Origin of the sequence: Kribbella sp. CCNWLW201 (assembly GCF_037203805.1) — a bacterium.
Classification (GTDB): Bacteria; Actinomycetota; Actinomycetes; order Propionibacteriales; family Kribbellaceae; genus Kribbella.
Genome location: NZ_JBBCBQ010000003.1, coordinates 45,089 through 64,412 on the forward strand (window position 1 = coordinate 45,089; position 19,324 = coordinate 64,412).

At 69.0% G+C, this 19,324-nt stretch carries 19 protein-coding genes and 1 pseudogene; 16 read left to right on the top strand and 4 right to left on the bottom strand.

All coding sequences use genetic code 11. From position 1 onward, the window contains the following. Positions 1-20 precede the first annotated feature (20 nt). Positions 21-1,466 carry a rifampin monooxygenase gene (rox, locus tag V9K99_RS15495; protein ID WP_337012235.1) on the top strand — a complete coding sequence of 482 codons (1,446 nt, stop codon included), beginning with the start codon at positions 21-23 and terminating at the stop codon, positions 1,464-1,466. Here rox and V9K99_RS15500 read toward each other — a convergent pair. Beyond that, positions 1,443-1,772, bottom strand: a complete 330-nt coding sequence (locus V9K99_RS15500) for a cupin domain-containing protein (protein WP_337012237.1) — start codon at positions 1,770-1,772, stop codon at positions 1,443-1,445. The two genes, rox and V9K99_RS15500, sit on opposite strands and share 24 nt — an antisense overlap. A gap of 127 nt (positions 1,773-1,899) precedes the next feature. Here V9K99_RS15500 and V9K99_RS15505 point away from each other — a divergent pair, with 127 nt between their 5' ends. Further along, entirely contained in the window at positions 1,900-2,775 is an 876-nt protein-coding gene (locus tag V9K99_RS15505) for a universal stress protein (RefSeq protein WP_337012239.1), read from the top strand. Between the two features lie 18 nt (positions 2,776-2,793). Continuing rightward, positions 2,794-3,285 (top strand): GyrI-like domain-containing protein, encoded by a 492-nt coding sequence (locus V9K99_RS15510; protein ID WP_337012241.1) that lies wholly within the window; start codon positions 2,794-2,796, stop codon positions 3,283-3,285. Between the two features lie 50 nt (positions 3,286-3,335). Here the strand turns inward: V9K99_RS15510 and V9K99_RS15515 are convergent, their stop codons facing one another. Continuing rightward, the gene (locus V9K99_RS15515) at positions 3,336-3,611 is read right to left on the bottom strand and encodes a DUF1876 domain-containing protein (protein WP_337012244.1); all 276 of its coding nucleotides are present in this window, start codon (positions 3,609-3,611) and stop codon (positions 3,336-3,338) included. A gap of 169 nt (positions 3,612-3,780) precedes the next feature. On the opposite strand from V9K99_RS15515, the gene V9K99_RS15520 reads away from it, so the two are divergent. The 5 genes from V9K99_RS15520 (at position 3,781) to V9K99_RS15540 (ending at position 10,251) form a co-directional block, all read left to right on the top strand. After that, complete coding sequence (locus V9K99_RS15520; protein ID WP_337012246.1) at positions 3,781-5,433, top strand: NAD(P)H-dependent oxidoreductase subunit E; 1,653 nt, start codon at positions 3,781-3,783, stop codon at positions 5,431-5,433. Then, entirely contained in the window at positions 5,430-8,111 is a 2,682-nt protein-coding gene (gene fdhF, locus V9K99_RS15525; protein ID WP_337012248.1) for a formate dehydrogenase subunit alpha, read from the top strand. Before V9K99_RS15520 ends, fdhF begins: the two co-directional genes overlap by 4 nt. A 97-nt stretch (positions 8,112-8,208) precedes the next feature. Continuing rightward, a complete protein-coding gene (locus tag V9K99_RS15530) occupies positions 8,209-8,721 on the top strand; it encodes a hypothetical protein (RefSeq protein WP_337012250.1) in 513 nt (170 codons plus the stop codon). 10 nt (positions 8,722-8,731) lie between these two features. After that, complete coding sequence (locus V9K99_RS15535) at positions 8,732-9,136, top strand: hypothetical protein (RefSeq protein ID WP_337012253.1); 405 nt, start codon at positions 8,732-8,734, stop codon at positions 9,134-9,136. A gap of 11 nt (positions 9,137-9,147) precedes the next feature. After that, complete coding sequence (locus V9K99_RS15540; RefSeq protein WP_337012255.1) at positions 9,148-10,251, top strand: Glu/Leu/Phe/Val family dehydrogenase; 1,104 nt, start codon at positions 9,148-9,150, stop codon at positions 10,249-10,251. Between the two features lie 15 nt (positions 10,252-10,266). On the opposite strand, the gene V9K99_RS15545 is transcribed toward V9K99_RS15540, so the two are convergent. Both V9K99_RS15545 and V9K99_RS15550 read right to left on the bottom strand, forming a co-directional pair. Then, the gene (locus V9K99_RS15545; RefSeq protein ID WP_337012273.1) at positions 10,267-10,590 is read right to left on the bottom strand and encodes a GyrI-like domain-containing protein; all 324 of its coding nucleotides are present in this window, start codon (positions 10,588-10,590) and stop codon (positions 10,267-10,269) included. A 106-nt stretch (positions 10,591-10,696) separates the two neighbouring features. Beyond that, on the bottom strand, positions 10,697-11,839 hold the full coding sequence (locus tag V9K99_RS15550; RefSeq protein WP_337012257.1) for an acyltransferase family protein: 1,143 nt from the start codon (positions 11,837-11,839) through the stop codon (positions 10,697-10,699). Between the two features lie 107 nt (positions 11,840-11,946). Between V9K99_RS15550 and V9K99_RS15555 the strand changes: the two genes are divergently transcribed. From V9K99_RS15555 to V9K99_RS15590, 8 genes and pseudogenes are all read left to right on the top strand, one after another. Next, positions 11,947-12,849 carry an ABC transporter ATP-binding protein gene (locus tag V9K99_RS15555; protein WP_337012259.1) on the top strand — a complete coding sequence of 301 codons (903 nt, stop codon included), beginning with the start codon at positions 11,947-11,949 and terminating at the stop codon, positions 12,847-12,849. Further along, complete coding sequence (locus V9K99_RS15560; RefSeq protein WP_337012261.1) at positions 12,846-13,607, top strand: ABC transporter permease; 762 nt, start codon at positions 12,846-12,848, stop codon at positions 13,605-13,607. The genes V9K99_RS15555 and V9K99_RS15560 overlap by 4 nt, the downstream gene beginning before the upstream one ends. An 88-nt stretch (positions 13,608-13,695) precedes the next feature. After that, positions 13,696-14,130 carry a pyridoxamine 5'-phosphate oxidase family protein gene (locus V9K99_RS15565; RefSeq protein WP_337012263.1) on the top strand — a complete coding sequence of 145 codons (435 nt, stop codon included), beginning with the start codon at positions 13,696-13,698 and terminating at the stop codon, positions 14,128-14,130. A 211-nt stretch (positions 14,131-14,341) separates the two neighbouring features. Continuing rightward, positions 14,342-15,124, top strand: a complete 783-nt coding sequence (locus tag V9K99_RS15570) for an ABC transporter ATP-binding protein (RefSeq protein ID WP_337012265.1) — start codon at positions 14,342-14,344, stop codon at positions 15,122-15,124. Next, the gene (locus V9K99_RS15575) at positions 15,099-15,431 is read left to right on the top strand and encodes a hypothetical protein (RefSeq protein WP_337012267.1); all 333 of its coding nucleotides are present in this window, start codon (positions 15,099-15,101) and stop codon (positions 15,429-15,431) included. Before V9K99_RS15570 ends, V9K99_RS15575 begins: the two co-directional genes overlap by 26 nt. A gap of 13 nt (positions 15,432-15,444) precedes the next feature. Beyond that, positions 15,445-18,438: an ABC transporter permease gene (locus tag V9K99_RS15580; protein ID WP_337012269.1), complete on the top strand. Its 2,994-nt coding sequence runs from the start codon at positions 15,445-15,447 to the stop codon at positions 18,436-18,438. A 158-nt stretch (positions 18,439-18,596) separates the two neighbouring features. Further along, a pseudogene (locus V9K99_RS15585) lies at positions 18,597-18,917 on the top strand (ATP-binding cassette domain-containing protein); the annotation flags it as partial. Positions 18,918-18,921: 4 nt separating this feature from the next. Further along, positions 18,922-19,314 (top strand): pyridoxamine 5'-phosphate oxidase family protein, encoded by a 393-nt coding sequence (locus tag V9K99_RS15590; protein WP_337336396.1) that lies wholly within the window; start codon positions 18,922-18,924, stop codon positions 19,312-19,314. Positions 19,315-19,324 lie beyond the last annotated feature (10 nt).

Here is a 19,324-nt window from a genome sequence, read left to right on the forward strand (position 1 = left end):
TCAAGGAACTGGGGGTTTTCATGACTGACGTGATCATTGCCGGCGGCGGACCGACCGGCATGATGCTGGCCAGTGAGCTGCGGCTGCACGACGTAAACGTGCTCATCCTGGAGAAGCTGGCGGAGCCGACCAAGGAGGTTCGTGCGCTCGGCCTGCACGCGCGCAGCGTCGAGGTGATGGACCAGCGCGGCCTGGTGGACCGGTTCCTCGAGATCGGCGGGCAGTACCCAGTAGGCAATCACTTCGCCGGCATCGCCAAGCCGCAGCCGGTCCGGCTGGATACCGCCTATCCGTTCACCCTCGGCATCCAGCAGCCCATCGTCGAGCGGCTGCTGACCGAGCATGCCACCGCGGTCGGCGTCGAGATCCGGCGCGGCAGCGAACTGGTCGGAGTGAGCCAGGACGACGACGGGGTGACCGTCGAGCTGGCCGACGGCACCACATTGCGCTCGCGCTACCTCGTCGGGTGTGACGGCGGCCGCAGCGCCGTACGCAAGCTGCTCGATATCGGCTTCCCCGGCGAGCCGCCGAAGACCCAGTGGATCCTGGGCGAGATGGAGGTGACCGCTCCGCTGGAGGAGGTCGTCGCCGTGGTGACCGAAGTCCGCAAGACCGATCTGCGGTTCGGCGTCGGGCCGTCCGGCGATGGGCTGTACCGCGTCGTCGTACCGGCTGCGACTGTGTCCGAGGACCGCACGGTTCCGCCGACCATGGACGAGCTGAAGCAGCAACTGCAGGTGTTCGCCGGCACCGACTTCGGCGTGCACTCACCGCGCTGGCTGTCCCGCTTCGGCGACGCCACCCGGCTGGCCGACCGCTACCGGGCCGGGCGGGTGCTGCTGGCCGGCGACGCGGCGCACGTCCACCCGCCACTCGGCGGACAGGGCCTCAACCTCGGCATCCAGGACGCGTTCAACCTCGGCTGGAAACTGGCCGCCGAAGTCCGTGGCTGGGCGCCGGAGGGGCTGCTGGACAGCTATCACACGGAACGGCGCCCGGTCGCGGCCGACGTACTGGACAACACGCGCGCGCAGAGTGAGCTGATGTCCGTCGAGCCAGGGCCTCAGGCGGTACGGCGGCTGGTGTCGGAGCTGATGGACCTCGAGAACGTGCACACGTATCTGATCGAGAAGATCACCGGGCTCGGAATCCGCTACGACTTCGGCGACGGTCATGAACTCCTCGGCCGGCGCCTGCGAGATGTGAAGCTGAAGCAAGGCCGCCTTTACGACCTGATGCACACCGGCCGCGGCGTACTCCTGGACCAAACCGGTCGCCTTTCGCTCACCGGCTGGACCGACCGAATCGACCACATCACCGACGCCTCCGAGGACCTGGACCTGCCCGCGGTCCTGCTACGGCCAGACGGCCACGTGGCTTGGGTCGGCGAAGATCAGGAAGACCTGCTCGCCCACCTCCCCCGATGGTTCGGCGCTGCCACCTCAGTGCAAGGCAACCGTCAGTAGCAGGACGGACGGTTCCAGAGCTTCCACGTCGTGACGTTGTGGTGGTACGGCGACCAGATCCCCCGGACCGAGCTCGACCTCCGAGTCACCGGCATGGAGCAGGACGCGACCCTGCAGGCAGAGCAGCGAGGCGTCGCCGGGGCTCTTGTGCTCGCCCATCACCCGGCCCGCGGCCAGGGCCATCAGCGTCTGCCGAAGGCGGGCGCCGGGCCTGCTGTAAACCGTCATCGAACTGCGTCCGCTCTCGGAAGACGCAGCCTTGCCGCCCAGGTCCGCGGCCAACTCATTGATCGACGCAACGTCCATCGCCCGATGATCTCACGACGCCCGGCCGGCCCGGGATGGCTGAAGGACCCGGCGCAGTCGGGACCAAGAGCCCTGCCGTCCCCGGCTCGCCGGAGCGACAGTCGAGGTAGCAAGCCAGGGAGGATGGATGACGGTACAGTCTGCGCCGGTTGTCGTCGGCTACGACCGCTCCCCCGCGAGTCTGGCCGCGGTGCATTGGGCCGCCGCGGAGGCCGATCGGCTGCATGCCCGGCTGCGCGTCGTGGAGGTGTTCGAACTCGTCGTCGCCCAGCGCCCGGCACCCAGCAAGGTGGTCCCGCTGGCGGCGCTCCGGACAGCTCGTGAGCGAGGCCTCGATGCCCTCGCAGACGATGTGCGCGCTCACTACCCCGAACTCGAGATCGAGACCGCGCTGGCCGAGGGCACCGCAGCTGAAACGCTGATCGAAGAGACCGCACGCGCACGAATGGTGATTCTGGGGTCCCGGGGGCTCGGTGGCTGGAGTGGGCTGCTGGTCGGCTCGGTGGCGGTGCAGGTGAGCACCCACGCGCAATGCCCTGTCGTTGTCGTCCCACCCGATTTCACGCCCCGTGAGCAGAAGAAGCGGACCGTGGTCGTGGGGGTCGACGGCTCGAAGCTCTCCACCCAGGCGATCGATTTCGCCTTCGACCAGGCTGCGGCGATGGGTGCCCGGGTGGTCGCCGTACATGCCTGGACGAGCCCCTACATGACCTACCACGGCGACCGCCCGATGCCGGACTTCGACCGGCGCGAGGTGTTGGAGTCGTGCCGACTGCTCGTGGCCGAATCGGTGGCAGGTGCTGTCGCCGACCATCCCGATGTCAGGTTCGAGACCCGCTTGATCAGTGGCCAGCCGGCCCGCGCTCTGCTGCTGGCCGCCGAGTCGGCGGAGCTGGTAGTCGTCGGGTCACGCGGCCGGGGCGGCTTCACCGGCCTCCTGCTGGGGTCTGTGAGTCAGAGCGTTCTGCACCACGCTCACTGCCCCGTCGCGATCGTCCGTTGACACCATCCAGGAGGAGCCATGCGCACCGATCACGCCGAATCGCGGACCGTCCCCGAGCAGCCGACGGCCGTGCTCCGCGCGACACTGCGTCGAGGTGAGGTGGCTGGATGGTGCCGCCCCGCGATCGACACGGTCGCCGAGTACCTTCGCCGCCATGGAATCGCACCCTGCGGCTTCCCATTCGCTCGCTACCACCTCCGGCCGGACGGAGCCTTCGAGGTCGAAGCGGGCCTTCCGGTCGCTGTCCGGATCGCCGGTGACACGCACATCCAACCGTCCAGCCTGCCCGGCGGCCATGTGGTCGTGGCCTGGCACGTCGGTCCGTACGAGCAGTTGGCGGACGCGTACACCACGATCGATACGTGGCTGAAGGCGGAGCACGGAATCCGCACCGGTGACGCGTGGGAGGTCTACCACGATCTGCCGAACCGCGACCCGCGGCACTGGCGGACCGAGGTGGTGCAGCCGTTCGGCCTCGAGCGCGTCGACGCGGGGGTCAGTCCTCGCTGACGCCGATGACCGGCACCGATGTGCCGGTCAGGCCGTCGCGATCTTGCGGGTCAGCCGCGCAGGTGGACGTGCTTCTTGGTGATCTGCTCGATGTCACCCGCCGCGGCGTGGATCAACTCGTGGGACAGGTTGGACAGCGCCCTCGCCACTGCGAGCTCGTCGCCGATCTCCGCCACCTCGGGGTCGTCCGGGTGCCGGTGTGCGGTCCCCCGCCCGACCAGATGAGTCTTGTCGTTCGTGTGCAGCCGGGCCTCCGCCTGCGTCGTCCGCTCGTCCTCGTGCTCGTCGATGAAGATGTCGACGCTCCACCGCCTGCTCGCGATCATCGTCCTCGTCCCTTCCGCTCGGCAGACCTGCTTCGCTGCCATCGTCGGTCGCCGTACCCGCTCGCCACCAGGGCCATCCGGTCCACCAGCCTGGGAACTTCTGCCCTGTCGCGCGAGGGCCACTGGCGAGTCTGCTGAGAAGCGGTGCCACTATCGAAGGAGTGCGACCATGAACGACTGGCAGCCGGACGCGCTGCGCCGCTATGCGGAACGGTTCGGCCATGATCTCGGTGCTGTCCGCGCCCGGCTGATGACCGGCGAGTCGGCTGCGGGAGCGCGGATCGCGCGGGAGAACGGTCTGCCGGCGGCAGCCGGCACCGGCCCAGCCACCTTCTATGCCGACTTCGCCGCGCCGCGCGGTCGGCGGCATGTCCGCGTCTGCGGAGCTGCCGCGTGCCTGGCCGCGAGTGGCGGCACGCATGTCGACCAGGTTGCCGGCGCTCTGCGGGTGCCCGTGGACGCTTGCAGCTCAGACGGCGCGGTGTCGCTGCAGGAAGTGCACTGCCTGGGCTATTGCTATGCCGGACCGGCCGCGTTGGACGGCGACGTCGCCTGCGTCGGCGGGGATCTCATCGCACAACTCACCCGACAGCGGCCTCCGAATGATCCGCCGATCACAGTCCGGTCCGACTGCCCGGAACCTGTTGTGACAGCTGGGCTTGTCGGCGAAGAGGCCAGCTGGTCGGTGTGGCCCGAGGTGGTGAGCCGCGGCGATCCTGCCGACGTACTTGCCGAGGTGGATACGGCCCGACTGCGTGGGCGAGGCGGTGCCGGATTCCCGACCGCACGTAAGTGGGCTGCCGCCCGTACGCATCCGGGGCCACGAGTCGTGGTCGCCAATGGTGACGAGGGCGATCCAGGCTCGTTTGTGGACCGGCTGTTGATGGAACGTGATCCGGACCGGGTCCTGGAGGGCCTCGCGCTGGCCTGTCTGGCGGTGGACGCCGAGCAGGCGGTGATCTTCATCCGCGCCGAGTACCCACGGGCCCGGGCACAGGTCGAGGCGGCGATCAGTCGCGCGTACCGGGACGGCCACTTCGGCCGGAACGTGCATGGCAGCGGGCGGGCGCTCGATGTAAGGATCGAGTCTGGCGCCGGCTCGTATGTGTCCGGCGAGGAGACCGCTCTTCTCAACGCGATCGAGGGTCTGCGCGGTGTCGTCCGGCCGCGCCCGCCGTACCCGGTCGAGCATGGTCTGGCCGGCAGGCCGACCGTGGTGAACAACGTCGAGACACTTGCCGCCGTGCCCTGGATCGTCAAGCACGGCGGCAAACGCTATGCACGGGCCGGCACCGCGGACGAGAACGGCACGATCGTCGTCAGCCTGTCCGAACGGTTCGCCCGCCCGGGCGCGTACGAGGTCGAGATCGGCACGCCGGTACGTCGTCTCGTCGAAGAGCTGGGCGGCGGACTCCGGGATGGTGCGGTGCTGCGCTCGATCCAGGTCGGCGGACCGCTGGGCGGGTTCCTCGGCGTGGGCGACCTCGATCTACCACTCAGCGAGGCTGCCCTGTCCGCCCGGGGTGCGGCCCTCGGTCACGCCGGCATCGTCGCCTTCGACGACCGGTTGAGCGGTCACGACATCCTGCGGCACGTGTGGCGGTTCGCCGCCGCCGAGAGCTGTGGCGAGTGCTCCCCGTGTCGGGTCGGCACCCGCCGCGGGCTCGGCCTCGCCGAGGTGGAGGCCACGGCGGACGTGATCGAGGCACGCGCCCGGGTCATGCGCACGATGGCGGCCGGAAGCCTGTGCGCATTCGGGCGACGGGTCCCGGCCGCGGTTCGCAGTGTTGCCCGCGTCTACGGGTTGGAGGGGTGGACATGATCCGGGTCTACGTCGACGAGGTTCCGGTCGAGGTCACCGAAGGAGCGACACTGCTCGATGCCATCCAGGCCGCGGGGCAGACCGTGCCGACGCTCTGCCACGACGACCGGCTGACCCCGGCCGCATCCTGCCGGATCTGCCTGGTCGATGCCGACGGCAACGGTCCGGTCGCGGCCTGCAGTACGCCGGTGCGGGACGGACTGCGGATCGGACTGGCCGCCGGCGGAGCCTGGCGCCGGGACGCGCTCGCGGCGATCGTGGCAGGCCTCCCCGCCCGCGCACTCGAGGTGCCCGCCGATCGCAGTGAACTGGTCCGACGCTGCGAGGAACTCGGCGTCGTCGCCGAACCGATCTCGTTGCTCGGAGAGTCCCGCGGAGTCGACCACTCCCATCCCTACATTCGGCTCGATCGCGATCTCTGCATCGCCTGCGGCCGTTGCGTCCGCGCCTGCGACGAGATCCAGGGCACGTTCGCCATCACGCTCACCGGCCGCGGCCCGGACACGGTCGTCGCACCGGGCACCGGCGGACTGTGGTCCGGCTCGGACTGCGTCAGCTGCGGCGCCTGCGTCGACACCTGCCCGACCGGCGCCCTGTCCGAACCCGGCCTCCTCGATTCGCGGCCGATCGAGCAATGGACCCGAACCACCTGCGGGTACTGCGGAGTCGGCTGCACACTGGACATCGGCACCCGAGGCCACGACATCGTCACCGTCCGGCCGGCGCCCGACGACTCGGTGAACCGCGGTCACGCCTGTGTGAAGGGCAGATTCGCGCACGGCTTCGTCAGTTCGCCCGAACGGCTGAGGACCCCGCTGCTGCGGCGCGACGGCGAACTCGTCGAGGTGTCGTGGGACGAGGCACTCGACCATGTCGCCGAGCGGCTGCGCCAGATCGCCGTACCGGATCGGTTCGCGGTCATCTCGTCGGCACGCGCGACGAACGAGGAGAACTACCTGATCCAGAAGTTCGCCCGGGTTGCCATCGGCACCAACAACGTCGACAACTGTGCCCGGCTGTGCCACGCGCCGTCGGCGGCCGGACTGGCGACCACGTTCGGGCTGGGCGGCGGCACCAACACCTTCGACGACCTGGACACCTGCGACGCGATCCTGCTCGCCGGCGCCAACCCGACCGACGCACATCCCGTCGTCGGCGCTCGCATCCTGCAGCGTGTCATCGACGGCGCCCGGCTGGTCGTGATCGACCCGCGCCGAACCGAGCTCGGCAAGCATGCCGACATCCACCTGCGCCCACGGCCGGGCACGAATGTCGCCGTCTTCCACGGACTGGCCCACGTGCTGATCCGGGACGGCCTGATCCACGAGGACTTCCTCGCCGACCGAGCCACCGGGTACGACGAGCTGCGCAACCTCCTCAGCGACTACCCACCCGAGCGGGTGAGCGACATCAGCGGGGTGCCCGTGGACGACCTGGTCGCCGCCGCGCACCTGTACGGCGGGGCTGCGGCACCGGCGATCTTCTACGGCCTCGGTGTGACCGAGCACCTGCACGGCACGGACGGCGTCCGGACACTGGCGAACCTGGCGATCCTGCGCGGCGCGGTCGGTACCACCGACGGCGGCGGAGTCAACCCCTTGCGGGGGCAGAACAACGTGCAAGGCGCGTGTGACATGGGTGCGCTGCCGGACCTGCTTCCCGGCTATCAGAAAGTCACCGACGACGAAGCCCGAAGCCGATTCGAGGCAAGCTGGCAGACGGTGCTGCCGAACACTCCCGGGCTGCGCATCCCCGGCATGTTCGCTGCGGCGCGGGCCGGCCGACTGGACGCGCTCTGGGTGGTCGGTGAGGACGTGCTGTCCACGGATCCGGACACCGCCGCCGTACAGGCAGCACTGGCGGCGTGTCCGCTGGTCATCTGCAACGATCTGTTCCTGTCGGCGACCGCACGGGCCGCGGACGTCGTGTTCCCGGTTGCCTCCTGGCTCGAGAAGGACGGCACCTTCGTCAACTTCGACCGCCGCTTCCAGCGGGTCCGCCGCGCGCTCGAACCGCCGGCCGGACTACGCACCGATCTCGACGTGTTTCGCGAGGTCGCACACCGGCTCGGCGTCGATCTCGGCTGCAGCACTCCCGAGTCGGCGCTCGACGAATGCGCCTCGCTTGCGCCGCTGTTCGGCGGGATCTCGCATCGACGACTCGACGCGGTCGGCGCGCTGCAGTGGCCGTGCGTGTCCGCCGACGACCCCGGGACGCCGACTCTCCACCTCGAGCGATTCGCAACCGCGGACGGGCGAGCCCATCTCGCCGCACCGCCGTACCTCCCTCCGGGAGCGGAACCGGACACCGAGTTCCCGTTCCTCCTCGTCACCGGACGCCGGGCCGAGCACTACAACTCCGGCGAGATGACCCGGCGGACTCCCAACCTGCTGTTGCGTCCCGACGAGCCCCTCGACATGGAGCCGTCAGACGCGGCGTCGCTCGGTCTGCGCGACGGAGAACTCGTCGAGATCACCAGTCTCTTCGGCCACACCGTGCTCCCCGTCCGCTGCACCGACGAACTCTCCCCCGGCCAGGTCTTCTCCGCCTTCCACTTCCCCGCCGCCGGAGTCAACGGACTCACCTCGCCCCTGGGCGACGCGGTCACCGGCTGCCCCGAGTACAAGCTCACCGCGGTACGCCTCCGCCGGCTCACCGAGCCTGAGACCGCAAAGTGAGGTCTTTGGTCCCATCAAGACAGGACGTAGCCGCCCTGCCGGACGGACACAATCCGCAGTCTGCTGAGAGGGAGGGCTTGTCAGAGAGGGGGCCACGATGGAACTCACAAGTCGCGAATGGTGGGGGCTGATCCACGGCATGGTGCTCGGCGCCCTGTTCTTGCTCGGCTTCGCCGGAGGACTGGCCGAGTTGCACGCACTGCGGCCGGCGGTGGAGACACCGGCTGGTATCAAACGTTCGGCACGCCGCCTCGGGCTGGGCGTGACTTCGATGGCGGTGGCCGCCTGGGGCACCGTCATCACCGGCACCTGGATCGTCTACCCCTGGTACCGGGAGAAGATCCCGGCCAGCCCGCGGTCGGTGCTGCTCGCCGATCCTGACACCGAGCGATGGCACACCTTCGCGATGGAGTGGAAGGAGCACATCGCCTGGCTGAGCCCGATGTTCGCCACCGCGGTCGCGTTCCTCGTGCTCTATTACGGAGCGAGTCTGGCCCGCAACAACCGGCTTCGCCGGGTGGCGATGGGGCTGTTCATCACGGCGTTCGCCACTGCGGCAGTCGCCGGCACGTTCGGTGCGCTGATCACCAAAGTCGCGCCGGTGCAATGAGGAGCGGAACATGAGTGACTTCGATCAACTGCCGGTCAGCGAGAGCAGAGTGGAGAGGTCGGCGGAGACCTCCGTGGAGGAGACTCCGACGCCTCCCGAACGGGCCGAGGGACCGGCGGCTGCCGCGATCCTGGCCACCGGTATCGGCGCCGTCACCCTCGGCCTGGCAACAACCGTTGCGGAGATGAGTACCACTGTCAGCGGCTGGCTCGATCTGTACAGCCGGGTCGGCCCGCTGTCCGGCAAGACAATCGTGGCCGTCGTCGTATGGCTGCTGAGCTGGGCCGTGCTGCACGTGATGCTGCGTGGCCGCGCCATCATGACCCGCGCCGTTCTGCTCACCGCGGTGATTCTCATCGGCCTGGGCCTGCTCGGCACGTTCCCGACGTTCTTCGAACTCTTCGCGAGCGAGTGAGCGAGGCTGTCATGACACAAGGCTGGCCGGACTGGCCCAACGACGAACTCGGACCCCGCTCGGTGACGATTCTCCGCCTCACGGGCGGGGTGCCGGCGGTTGTGGCGGTTGACAACGTGACACTGGGCCACGCGATCGGCGGCGTCCGGATGAGGCCCGAGATCACGCCTACCGAGGTGGTCCGGCTGGCGCGCGGGATGACCCTGAAGAACGCGGCCGTAGGACTGCCGCATGGCGGCGCGAAGGCGGGAATCGCCGCACCGGTCGAGCTTCCCGCCGACCGGCGAGAGGCATTGATCCGGTCGTTCGCGGTCCGGATCGCCGATCTCACCGACTACTGGCCGGGCCCTGACATGGGCACGGACGAGACGGCGATGGCCTGGGTGTACGACGAGATCGGCCGCGCGGTCGGGCGACCGGCGGCGCTCGGAGGCGTCCCGCTGGACGAGCTCGGCGCCACCGGGTTCGGCCTGGCAGTCTGTGCCGAAGTGCTCCAGGAGAACGGCAGGCTGGTGCTCGACGGCGCCCGCATCGCGGTCCAGGGCTTTGGCGCGGTAGGGCGCAATGTCGCCCTCCAACTGCACCAGCGCGGAGCACGTGTGATCGCCGTGTCCGACTACTACGGGGCCATCGCGAACCCGGACGGACTCGACATACCGAAGCTTGCGGACTTCCGGCGCGATCGCCCGCTGGACGAGTTCCCCGGCGGCTTGCCGATCGAGCGCGACAGCCTCCTCGCCGCCGAGTGCGACGTGCTGATCCCGGCCGCGCAGCCCGACGTACTCAACCTGTCCACGGTCGGGCAGGTGCGGGCCGGAATCGTCCTGCAAGGGGCGAACATCCCGGCCACGGAGGACGCCGAACGCGAGCTGCGGCGGCGAGGAATCCTGGTCGTGCCGGATGTCATCGCGAACGCCGGCGGGGTCATCTGCGCCGCCGCGGAGGCCCGCGGGCTCACCGCCTCACACGCGTTCGCGGACATCTCCGAACGCATGCGTACGGCGACCACCGACTGGCTCGACCGAGTGACGTCCGGGACACCTCCGCGGCAAGCAGCACTGGCGATGGCCATGCAGCGGATCAAGGCCGCAACCGCCTACCGGCGCTCCTTCTGAGTCAAGGGGTGGAAGCTACTGAACGACGGTCTGATCGTGTCCGACGGGTTGGCGCAGGATTGTCCGTAGCTTCTCCGGTGCGCTGCGCCGTGGATCCCCGAGGTAGATCTCATGGTGGTGTCCGCGCGGCGAGTAACCCGCGGCAGCGATCGCCTGGTACAGGAGCACGATCGATCGAGCCTCCTCGGCGTACGGCCCGACGTGCATCACCTGCATGCACAGGCCCTCCTGCCACCGCTCGAACCGCAACCGCTCCAGCGCGGGCAGAGACCTCGGGCACGTCGACGAATCCGGCTTTGCCGCGGTGGGCCTTGTACAGCAGGCTGAGATCGTCCACAGATGTCGTCATGCCATCACCGTTGATCCGCGCGACGGAGGGCGACGACAGAGGCAAAGGCCCGACCAGGTCGCCGGGCCGACCGCCTGTTCGTATCGGCCGGAGGCTTCACAGCACCCGATGGAGGCCGGGAACCCATCTGATGAGGAGCCAGGCGAGTGCGAACGAGCCGGCGATACCGGCGCTCGCGACCACCAGGGCCTTGAGTTCCGCCGGTGCCGGCACGGGCCGCAGGGCGACGGCCAGCCCGATCAGGACCACGACCTGGACGATGAAGGCGCCGTACGCGCTGCGGGCGGCGACCGGGCCGATCCACCGCAACCGGCGATTGAGGTGACGCTGTGCCAGACCGAGCAGCCAGACCGGCCCGAACACGGTCAGTGGGCTTCCCAGCGTGGCAAACGCGAGGGCAACCCAACTCGGGCCGCCTCGCCAGTTCTCCTCACCGACTGCCCCGACCCCTGCTCCGGCCGTCATCACGACGACCAGCGCACCGGCGGATGCGAACGTCGCCATCCGGCTGTGCCGCACGATGCGCTCTGGAACAGCCACCAGCCATCCCTGCCGGGAACCGACGATGCCGACCGCGAACATCGCGGCACAGGCCGGCCACTCCCAGAAGTTCAGACCGGACACCAGGCCTTCGTCACCGATCCGGAACAGCAGACGGATCCCGTAGGTGGCCGGTGCGACCGCAGCCGCGAGCACCCACAAGCTGACGACCGTGACCTCACGCGCCGCACGCCGTCGCGGGCGCACGGCGACCCACGCGACGTAGAGAAGCGAGAAGATCAGCAGTACGCCGACGAACCACAGTGGTCCCATGTCGAGCTGAGCCGGCTCGCCGAGGAACTCCCGCACGTAGGAGCCGGACGCCACACCCAGCCGGTGTTCCAGCGCGTACACCACCGGGGGCTGCACGAGTACGACGTACACAACAAACGGCACGCCCAGTCGCAGCAGCCGGCTCCGCACGTAGGCCGCTGCTCCTCTGCGCTCCAGCGAAGGCACCGTGAGCTGACCGGCGACCAGGAACAGCAGCGGGATCACCAGCAGCCCGAACGGCCCGACCACGACGAACAAGACGGCCTCGGTCACCGCCGAGAGCGAGACCTCCCGGACTTCGGTGTACCACCACACATCGAAGCTGCCGGCGTAGCTCAGCAGGCCGTGCAAAGCGATGATCACCGCGATGGCGACGACCTTCAGGTTCTCGAGGTAGACCTCACGACGCCGAACGCCCCATGCCACAAAGCCACCGTGCGGCAGCCATCCGCCTGGGACCAGGGCAGGAGGTCCTGTCGGGGTCGGGCGTTTCGGCACTGTGGTGTGCTGGTCGTCCGCGGTGTAGTGGTGTCATGGCAGACGACGCTGGATGGATCGTCGTGTCGGGCCTGACGAAGGTGTTCGGAGCGGTGCGGGCCGTCGACGACCTGAGTTTCACCGTTGCTCCCGGCACGATCACCGGGTTCCTCGGCCCGAATGGGGCCGGTAAGACCACGACCTTGCGCTGCCTGCTCGGGCTCGTCACCCCGACCGCGGGCACAGCCACCATCGGTGGTCTGAAGTACGTCGATCTCCCGCAGCCGTCCGGCACGGTCGGCGCCGTACTCGAGGCGTCCAGCTTCCACCCGGCGCGGACGGCCAGGAACCACCTGCGGGTTCTCTGCGCGGCCAACGGATACCCGATGCAACGTGCCGATCAAGTGCTCGAGCTGGTCGGGCTGACACCGGCCGCCCGGCGCAAGGTGAGCGAGTACTCCGCCGGTATGCGGCAGCGCCTCGGCCTCGCGGCCGCGCTGCTCGGCGACCCGCAGGTACTGCTGTTGGACGAGCCTGCGAACGGCTTGGACCCGGAGGGCATCGCCTGGCTGCGGAGGTTCCTCCGCCGGCTGGCGACCGAGGGCCGGACCATCCTGGTGTCGAGTCACGTTCTCAGCGAGGTCGAGCAGACTGTCGACGACGTCGTGATCATCGACAAGGGTTCGCTCGTCCGGCAGGGCGGCTTGGCCGAACTGTCCGACGGGCAGGCGCGTCCGGTGGTCGTCCGCGGCCCCGACCTCGACCGGCTGACGGCGGCCCTGCGCGACCGGGCCGCACTGGCGCGGCGCGACGGCGCCTTGGTGGTGACCGGACTGCGACCCGAGGAGATCGGCCACATCGCGTTCACCGAGCAGGTCGAGCTGCACGAGCTGACCGCCGAACACAGCGACCTGGAGGACATCTTCCTCGCCCTCACCGGTGGAGGTGCATCACGATGACGAACCTGGTCCGCGCCGAGTTCACCAAGCTGTTCAGCACCAAGCTGTGGCTGTGGATGCTCATCGGCGCCATCGGTCTGACCGCGTTGTTCGTCGGCCTGACCATCGGGCTGGAGGGACGGGCGGACAACCCCGGTCCGCCGCTCACCTCGCCGGAAGGCCAGCGATCTCTGTTCAGCTCGGCCGGCGGCGCTTCGGTCTTCACCGTCGTCCTCGGGATCATCGCGATGACCGGTGAGTACCGGCACCAGACCATCACACCGACCTTCCTGGTCACCCCACGTCGCGGCCGCGTCGTGGTCGCCAAGGTGATCGCGTACGCGCTGGCCGGCCTCGGCATCGGAGCCGTCAACGTGATGGTGGCCGTTGCGATCGCCGTACCCTGGCTCGGCGCCAAGGACATCGACCTCTCGCTCACCGCGAATGGGATCCCCGGGACGCTACTGGGAGTCCTGCTCGGCCTCGCGATCTTCACCGTGATCGGGGTCGGCATCGGCGCGCTGGTGCGCAACCAGATCGCCGCGGTGGTCGGAACACTCGTCTACTCGCTGGTCGTCGAGTCCTTCGTCTCACTCCTGCCGACGATCCGCGACTACTTCAAGTACTTCCCCGGCGGCGCATTCAGCGGGTTGACCAACACCTACCAGCCGGACGTGACCTTCCTCGCCGCCTGGCAGTCCGGTCTGCTGCTGCTCGCGTACGGCGTCCTGTTCGCCGCTCTCGGCACCAGCCTCGCCGTCCGCCGCGACATCACCTGATCCCGGACGGCGGCGATCGCATTCCGCCTTCGGTTTTCGGGACCTTCGGCCTCTGCCGGGGCGGGACGAGCCGCCGTACATTCGAGACATGGGGAGCGACGATCGCAGCGGGTGGTTCGAACCGGGGCTGTTGCAGCACTTGCCGCCGGACGAGTGCCGCGAGCTCCTGCACGCCAAGGCGGTGGGGAGGGTGGCGTTCAGCGGCCCGGAGGGTCCGCAGGTGCTCCCGGTCAACTATGTCGTCCTGCACGGCAGCATCTACTTCCGCACCGCCTCCGGAGGCACCCTGGCCAACGCGGTGCGCGACAGCCGGGTCGCTTTCGAGATCGACGACATCGACGACTTCCTGCAGAGCGGATGGAGCGTCGTAGCGGTCGGCGATGCCGAGTTCGTCGACGACCCTGAGCTGCTTGCCGAGCTGTGGGGAGAGCACGGCCCCAAGCCCTGGGCCATCGGTCTGCGCAACCAGTTCGTCCGGATCACACCGCTCCGCCTGACCGGCCGCCGCGTCCTCCAGACGTAGCCGGCGCGCCGCACCGGTCACACAGGCGTCTGCCCCGGCCAGGGCGGTCGGCCGAATGTCGTCTGCTCCTGCCCGGCACGAACCCACCCGGACGTTCGACACCTCGTTCCCGGGACGTTCGACCCTGCCCGGTGCGCGCCCGGCCTTCAAGCCTGGAAGAAGGAAGTGTTCACTACCATCCCGCCCCGATCAACCAGTGTGGAGGATCGCGATGTTCAAGCACCGGACCGAGAAACCGTTGCGTGCCGGGCAATCCACGGGCGACGTGATCGTCCGTGCCACCGCCGTACGGAAGACCTACGACACCGGGCAGGTCCAGGTCAACGCGCTGCAGGGCATCGACCTGGAGCTGCGGCGCGGCGAGATGGTCGCCGTGATGGGCCCGAGCGGCTGCGGCAAGACCACCTTGCTGAACTGCCTGTCCGGCCTGGACGAGATCGATGCCGGCGAAGTGTTCATCGAAGGCGTCAATCTCACCGAACTGCCGGACCGGGCCCGGACGAAGTACCGGGCCGAGCGGATGGGTTTCGTCTTCCAGTTCTACAACCTGATGCCCGTGCTGTCCGCCGTCGAGAACGTCGAACTGTCGCTGCTGGTCGCCGGGCAGCCACCCAAGGAGGCCCGCCGCCGGGCGATGGAAGCGCTCGACCTGGTCGGCCTGGCGGACCGTGGTGAGCACGTTCCCGATGCGCTGTCGGGCGGTGAGCGTCAGCGGGTCACCATCGCCAGAGCGCTCGTCAACGTCCCGGCCATCGTGTGGGCCGACGAGCCGACCGGCGATCTGGACAGTGAGTCGGCCGAGGAGATCACGTCGCTGATGCGGCGGCTGAATCGTGAGCGCGGGCTGACCTTCCTGATCGTGACCCACGACATCGCGGTCGGCCGCCGGACCGACCGCATCATCAGGATGCTCGACGGCCAGGTGGTCGACGAGCAGACCGTGAACGAACCGCGCAGGGAGGCCGCTCATGTACACGCGTCTCACGTTGCTTGAGATCGACACCGTCCGGATCGACATGCCGGCGGCGGTCGAACGATTCCGCGCCGAGGTCCTGCCCGAGCTGCACCAGCAGCCGGGATACGCCGGCGTGCTGGTGATGGCCACACCCGAGGGTGCCGGTGCCATTCTCAGCTTCTGGGAGACACCCGAGGCAGCCGACGCGGCCGGATCGACAGGCTTCTACGCCGACGTCCTCGAGCGCTACACGACCATCTTCAGGTCACCACCGGGACGGGAGCGGTACCAGGTCGCGCTGGCCGAGCTGCCGTCCGCGGAGTCGACCATCGCCGCTCGGAGCTGAGGGGGCGCCTATCATGACCGAGCTCTTCGGAATCCCGGTCTCCGCGCTGTCCGTCGTACTGGGTCTGCTGGTCGTGATCACGCTGGCGGCCGTGGCCGCGCTGGCGGTGCGGAACAGAATGTTGTTCAAGCTCGGCATCCGGAACATGTCCCGGCGGCGGGGCCGGACGGCGATCATCGTCGGCGGACTGATGCTCGGCACCATGATCATCGCGTCGGCCCTCGGGTTCGGCGACATCATCTCCCACACGGTCCGGACGTCGGTGATCACCGCCTACGGTCAGACCGACGAGATCGTGTCGGCCCGTTCCACCGACGAGCCCGACATCGCCACCCTCGGCCAAGGGGCGGGTGCCCGCTACCTCACCGCGGCCGAGGCGACTCAGGTGATCGCGGCGGCTCGGCAGGTGCCGGGCGTGGACGTGGTCGCGCCGGCGATCAGCGAACCCGTCGCCGTACAGAACGCGACCAGCCGGGCGAGTGAGCCGCAGGTGACGTTGTTCGCCACCGATCCCGCGTCGGCGGCCGACCTCGGCCGGATCCGGACCCCTTCCGGTGACGTGGTGAGCCTGGGCGATCTGGCCAGCGGCCAGACGTTCCTGAACGCAGACGCGGCCGACGATCTCGCCGCCGGACCAGGCGATCAGCTGGTGGTCTTCGCTGCCGGCCGGCAGCAACGGCTCACGGTCCGCGAGGTGGTCGAGTACGACGGCACCGGCACGGACACCGGGGCCTTGCTGATGCCGCTTCGGCCGGCGCAGCAGCTGCTCGGTGTCGGCACAGGTGTCCAGCAGATCCTGGTGTCGAACACGGGCAACGAGATCAGCGGAGCCGAGCGAACCGATGAGGTCGTCACCGCGCTGCAACCCGTCACCTCCGCGCTCGGCCTGTACGTCGACCCGGTCAAGCGAGACGGTCTCGACCAGGCCGACGCGCAGGGAGCGAGCTTCCTGTCGATGTTCTCGACCATGGGCACGTTCACCATCTCGGCCGGCGTCCTGCTGATCTTCCTGGTCTTCGTCATGCTGGCCGCGGAGCGTCGTGGCGAGATGGGGACCGCTCGCGCGATCGGCACCCAACGCCGGCACCTGGTCCAGATGTTCGTGTTCGAAGGAGTCGCCTACGACATCCTGGCCGCTGTCGTGGGCGCCGTACTGGGTCTCAGCCTGTCGCTCGCCATGGTCCGCGCGATCGCGGGAGCGTTGGCCGACTCGGGCACCGTGACGATTCGCTACCGCCTGACGGTGACCAGCCTGATCGTCTCGTTCGCCCTCGGGGTACTGCTGACCCTGGCCGTGGTCCTGATCGCGTCGTGGCGGGTGAGCCGGCTCAACATCGTGAGCGCTGTGCGCAACCTTCCCCAGCCCCCGAAGCGCCGCCGGCGCCGGTCCTGGGGGATTCACATCGCGTGGACCCTGATCCTCGGCACGGCCTTCATCGCGCTCGCCTACCAGGGCAAGAGTGCGGAGCCCTTGCTCGCCGGTGGAACGCTGGTGATCCTCGCCCTGATCCCGCTGATCCGGCTCCTGGGTGGCAGTGAGCGGTTGACCTACACGGTTGCCGGTCTCGGCGTGCTGGTGTGGAACCTGTTGCCCTTCTGGATGTACGAGGAGCTGGTGCCGGGACTGAGAATGGGGTTCTCCGTCTTCGTGCTGGCCGGGCTGCTCCTGGTGGCCGGCGCGACGATGGTCGTCGTCTACAACGCGGTCGCATTGCAGACCGTGCTGATGTGGGTGTTCGGCCGGTCCCGGCACGCCGCGCCAGTGGTGCGGACTGCGATCGCGCAGCCGCTGCGGACCAGGTTCCGGACCGGCGCCACGATCGGGCTGTTCATGCTGGTCGTGTTCACCCTGGTGGTGGGGTCGGCCACCTCCGGTTCGTTCGTTGCGGCGTACAACGACGAGGAAACCTTCGGCGGCGGGTACGACGTCACCGCGCAGACCTCACCGCTGAGTCCGATCAAGGACATGGACCAGGCGCTGTCGTCCGCCGAGGGCCTCGACCGGTCGGACATCGTTTCGGCCGCCGGTCAGTCGTACCTGCCGGTGCAGGCTCGTCAGGCCGGGCAGGACGGCTTCCCCGGCTACGTCCTGCGGGGTCTGGACGATCAGTTCACGCACACGACGACGTACGGCTTCGCGACCAGAGCGGCAGGCTACAGCTCCGACCGCGAGGTCTGGGATGCGCTGGCCACCGAGCCGGGCGTGGCCATCGTCGACGCCTACTCCGTCCCACGCCTCGACAACTTCGGTGCGCCGGCGGTGTCGGACTTCCGGCTCGAGGGCTTCTATCTCGAGGACGAGAGCTTCCAGCCGGTGTCCGTGGAGGTGCGCGACATCCAGTCCGGTACGACGCTGCGGCTCAAGGTCATCGGCGTACTTTCGGACACCGTCCCGTTCGCCATGGTCGGCATCTCCACGGCGCAGCGAAACGTGGCGCCGCTGGGCGCGGCCGCGACACCGAGTGTCTGGTACTTCCAGACCGCTCCGGACGCCGATCCGGTCGTCGTCGCCAGGCAGCTCGAATCGGCCTTCCTGGACAACGGGATGCAGGCCACGGCACAGAGCGAGGCGCAGCAGGACGCGGTCGGCGCCAGCCTGACGTTCCAGTACCTGGTGCTGGGATTCCTCGGCCTCGGCCTGGTCATCGGCGTCGCCGCCCTGGGCGTGATCAGCGCCCGCTCGGTGGTCGAGCGGCGACAGCAGATCGGTGTCCTGCGGGCCATCGGGTTCCAGGCACGCATGGTGCAGATGACATTCCTGATCGAGTCACTGTTCATCACGATGATCGGAGTGGTCATCGGTACGGCGCTCGGGCTGATCGTGGCGGCCAACGTGATCACCGACGCCGCCGGCCAGCCGGGAATGGAGAACCTCCAACTGAAACCGCCGTGGACCGCCCTCGTGGTCATCCTCGTCGTCGTCGTACTGTCGACGATCGTCACCACCTGGCTGCCCAGCCTGAGGGCCTCCCGCACCTACCCCGCAACCGCCTTGCGCTACGAGTGAGGCGGACAAGCAACGACCCGGCCGGGTGCCACCGGCCGGGTCGCCTCGTGGTGGATCACTCGGTGTGCTCGATGCTCACCGTGCGCGCCGGCGCGCACTTCCCGCCGGGTGCGAAGAGGCGGAGGATGGATCGTGACCCCTGACGAAGGGAGGCGCGGATGACGTCCGCGATCTCGGTGACCGGGCTGGTCAAGACCTTCGGGTCGACGCGGGCCCTGGACGGCCTCGACCTGGAGGTGGCATCCGGTGAGGTACACGGATTCCTCGGGCCGAACGGCTCGGGCAAGACCACCACGATCCGGGTCCTGCTCGGGTTGCTGCGGGCCGACGCCGGGAACGTTCGGCTGCTCGGCGGTGATCCCTGGGCCGACGGTGTCGCCCTTCGCGCCCGGCTGGCCTACGTACCGGGTGACGTCACCTTGTGGCCGGGCATCACCGGCGGTGAGGTGATCGACCTGAAGCGGGTGGTTCGAACCGGGCCTGTTGCAGCACTTGCCGCCGGACGAGTGCCGCGAGCTCCTGCACGCCAAGGCGGTGGGGAGGGTGGCGTTCAGCGGCCCGGAGGGTCCGCAGGTGCTCCCGGTCAACTATGTCGTCCTGCACGGCAGCATCTACTTCCGCACCGCCTCCGGAGGCACCCTGGCCAACGCGGTGCGCGACAGCCGGGTCGCTTTCGAGATCGACGACATCGACGACTTCCTGCAGAGCGGATGGAGCGTCGTAGCGGTCGGCGATGCCGAGTTCGTCGACGACCCTGAGCTGCTTGCCGAGCTGTGGGGAGAGCACGGCCCCAAGCCCTGGGCCATCGGTCTGCGCAACCAGTTCGTCCGGATCACACCGCTCCGCCTGACCGGCCGCCGCGTCCTCCAGACGTAGCCGGCGCGAA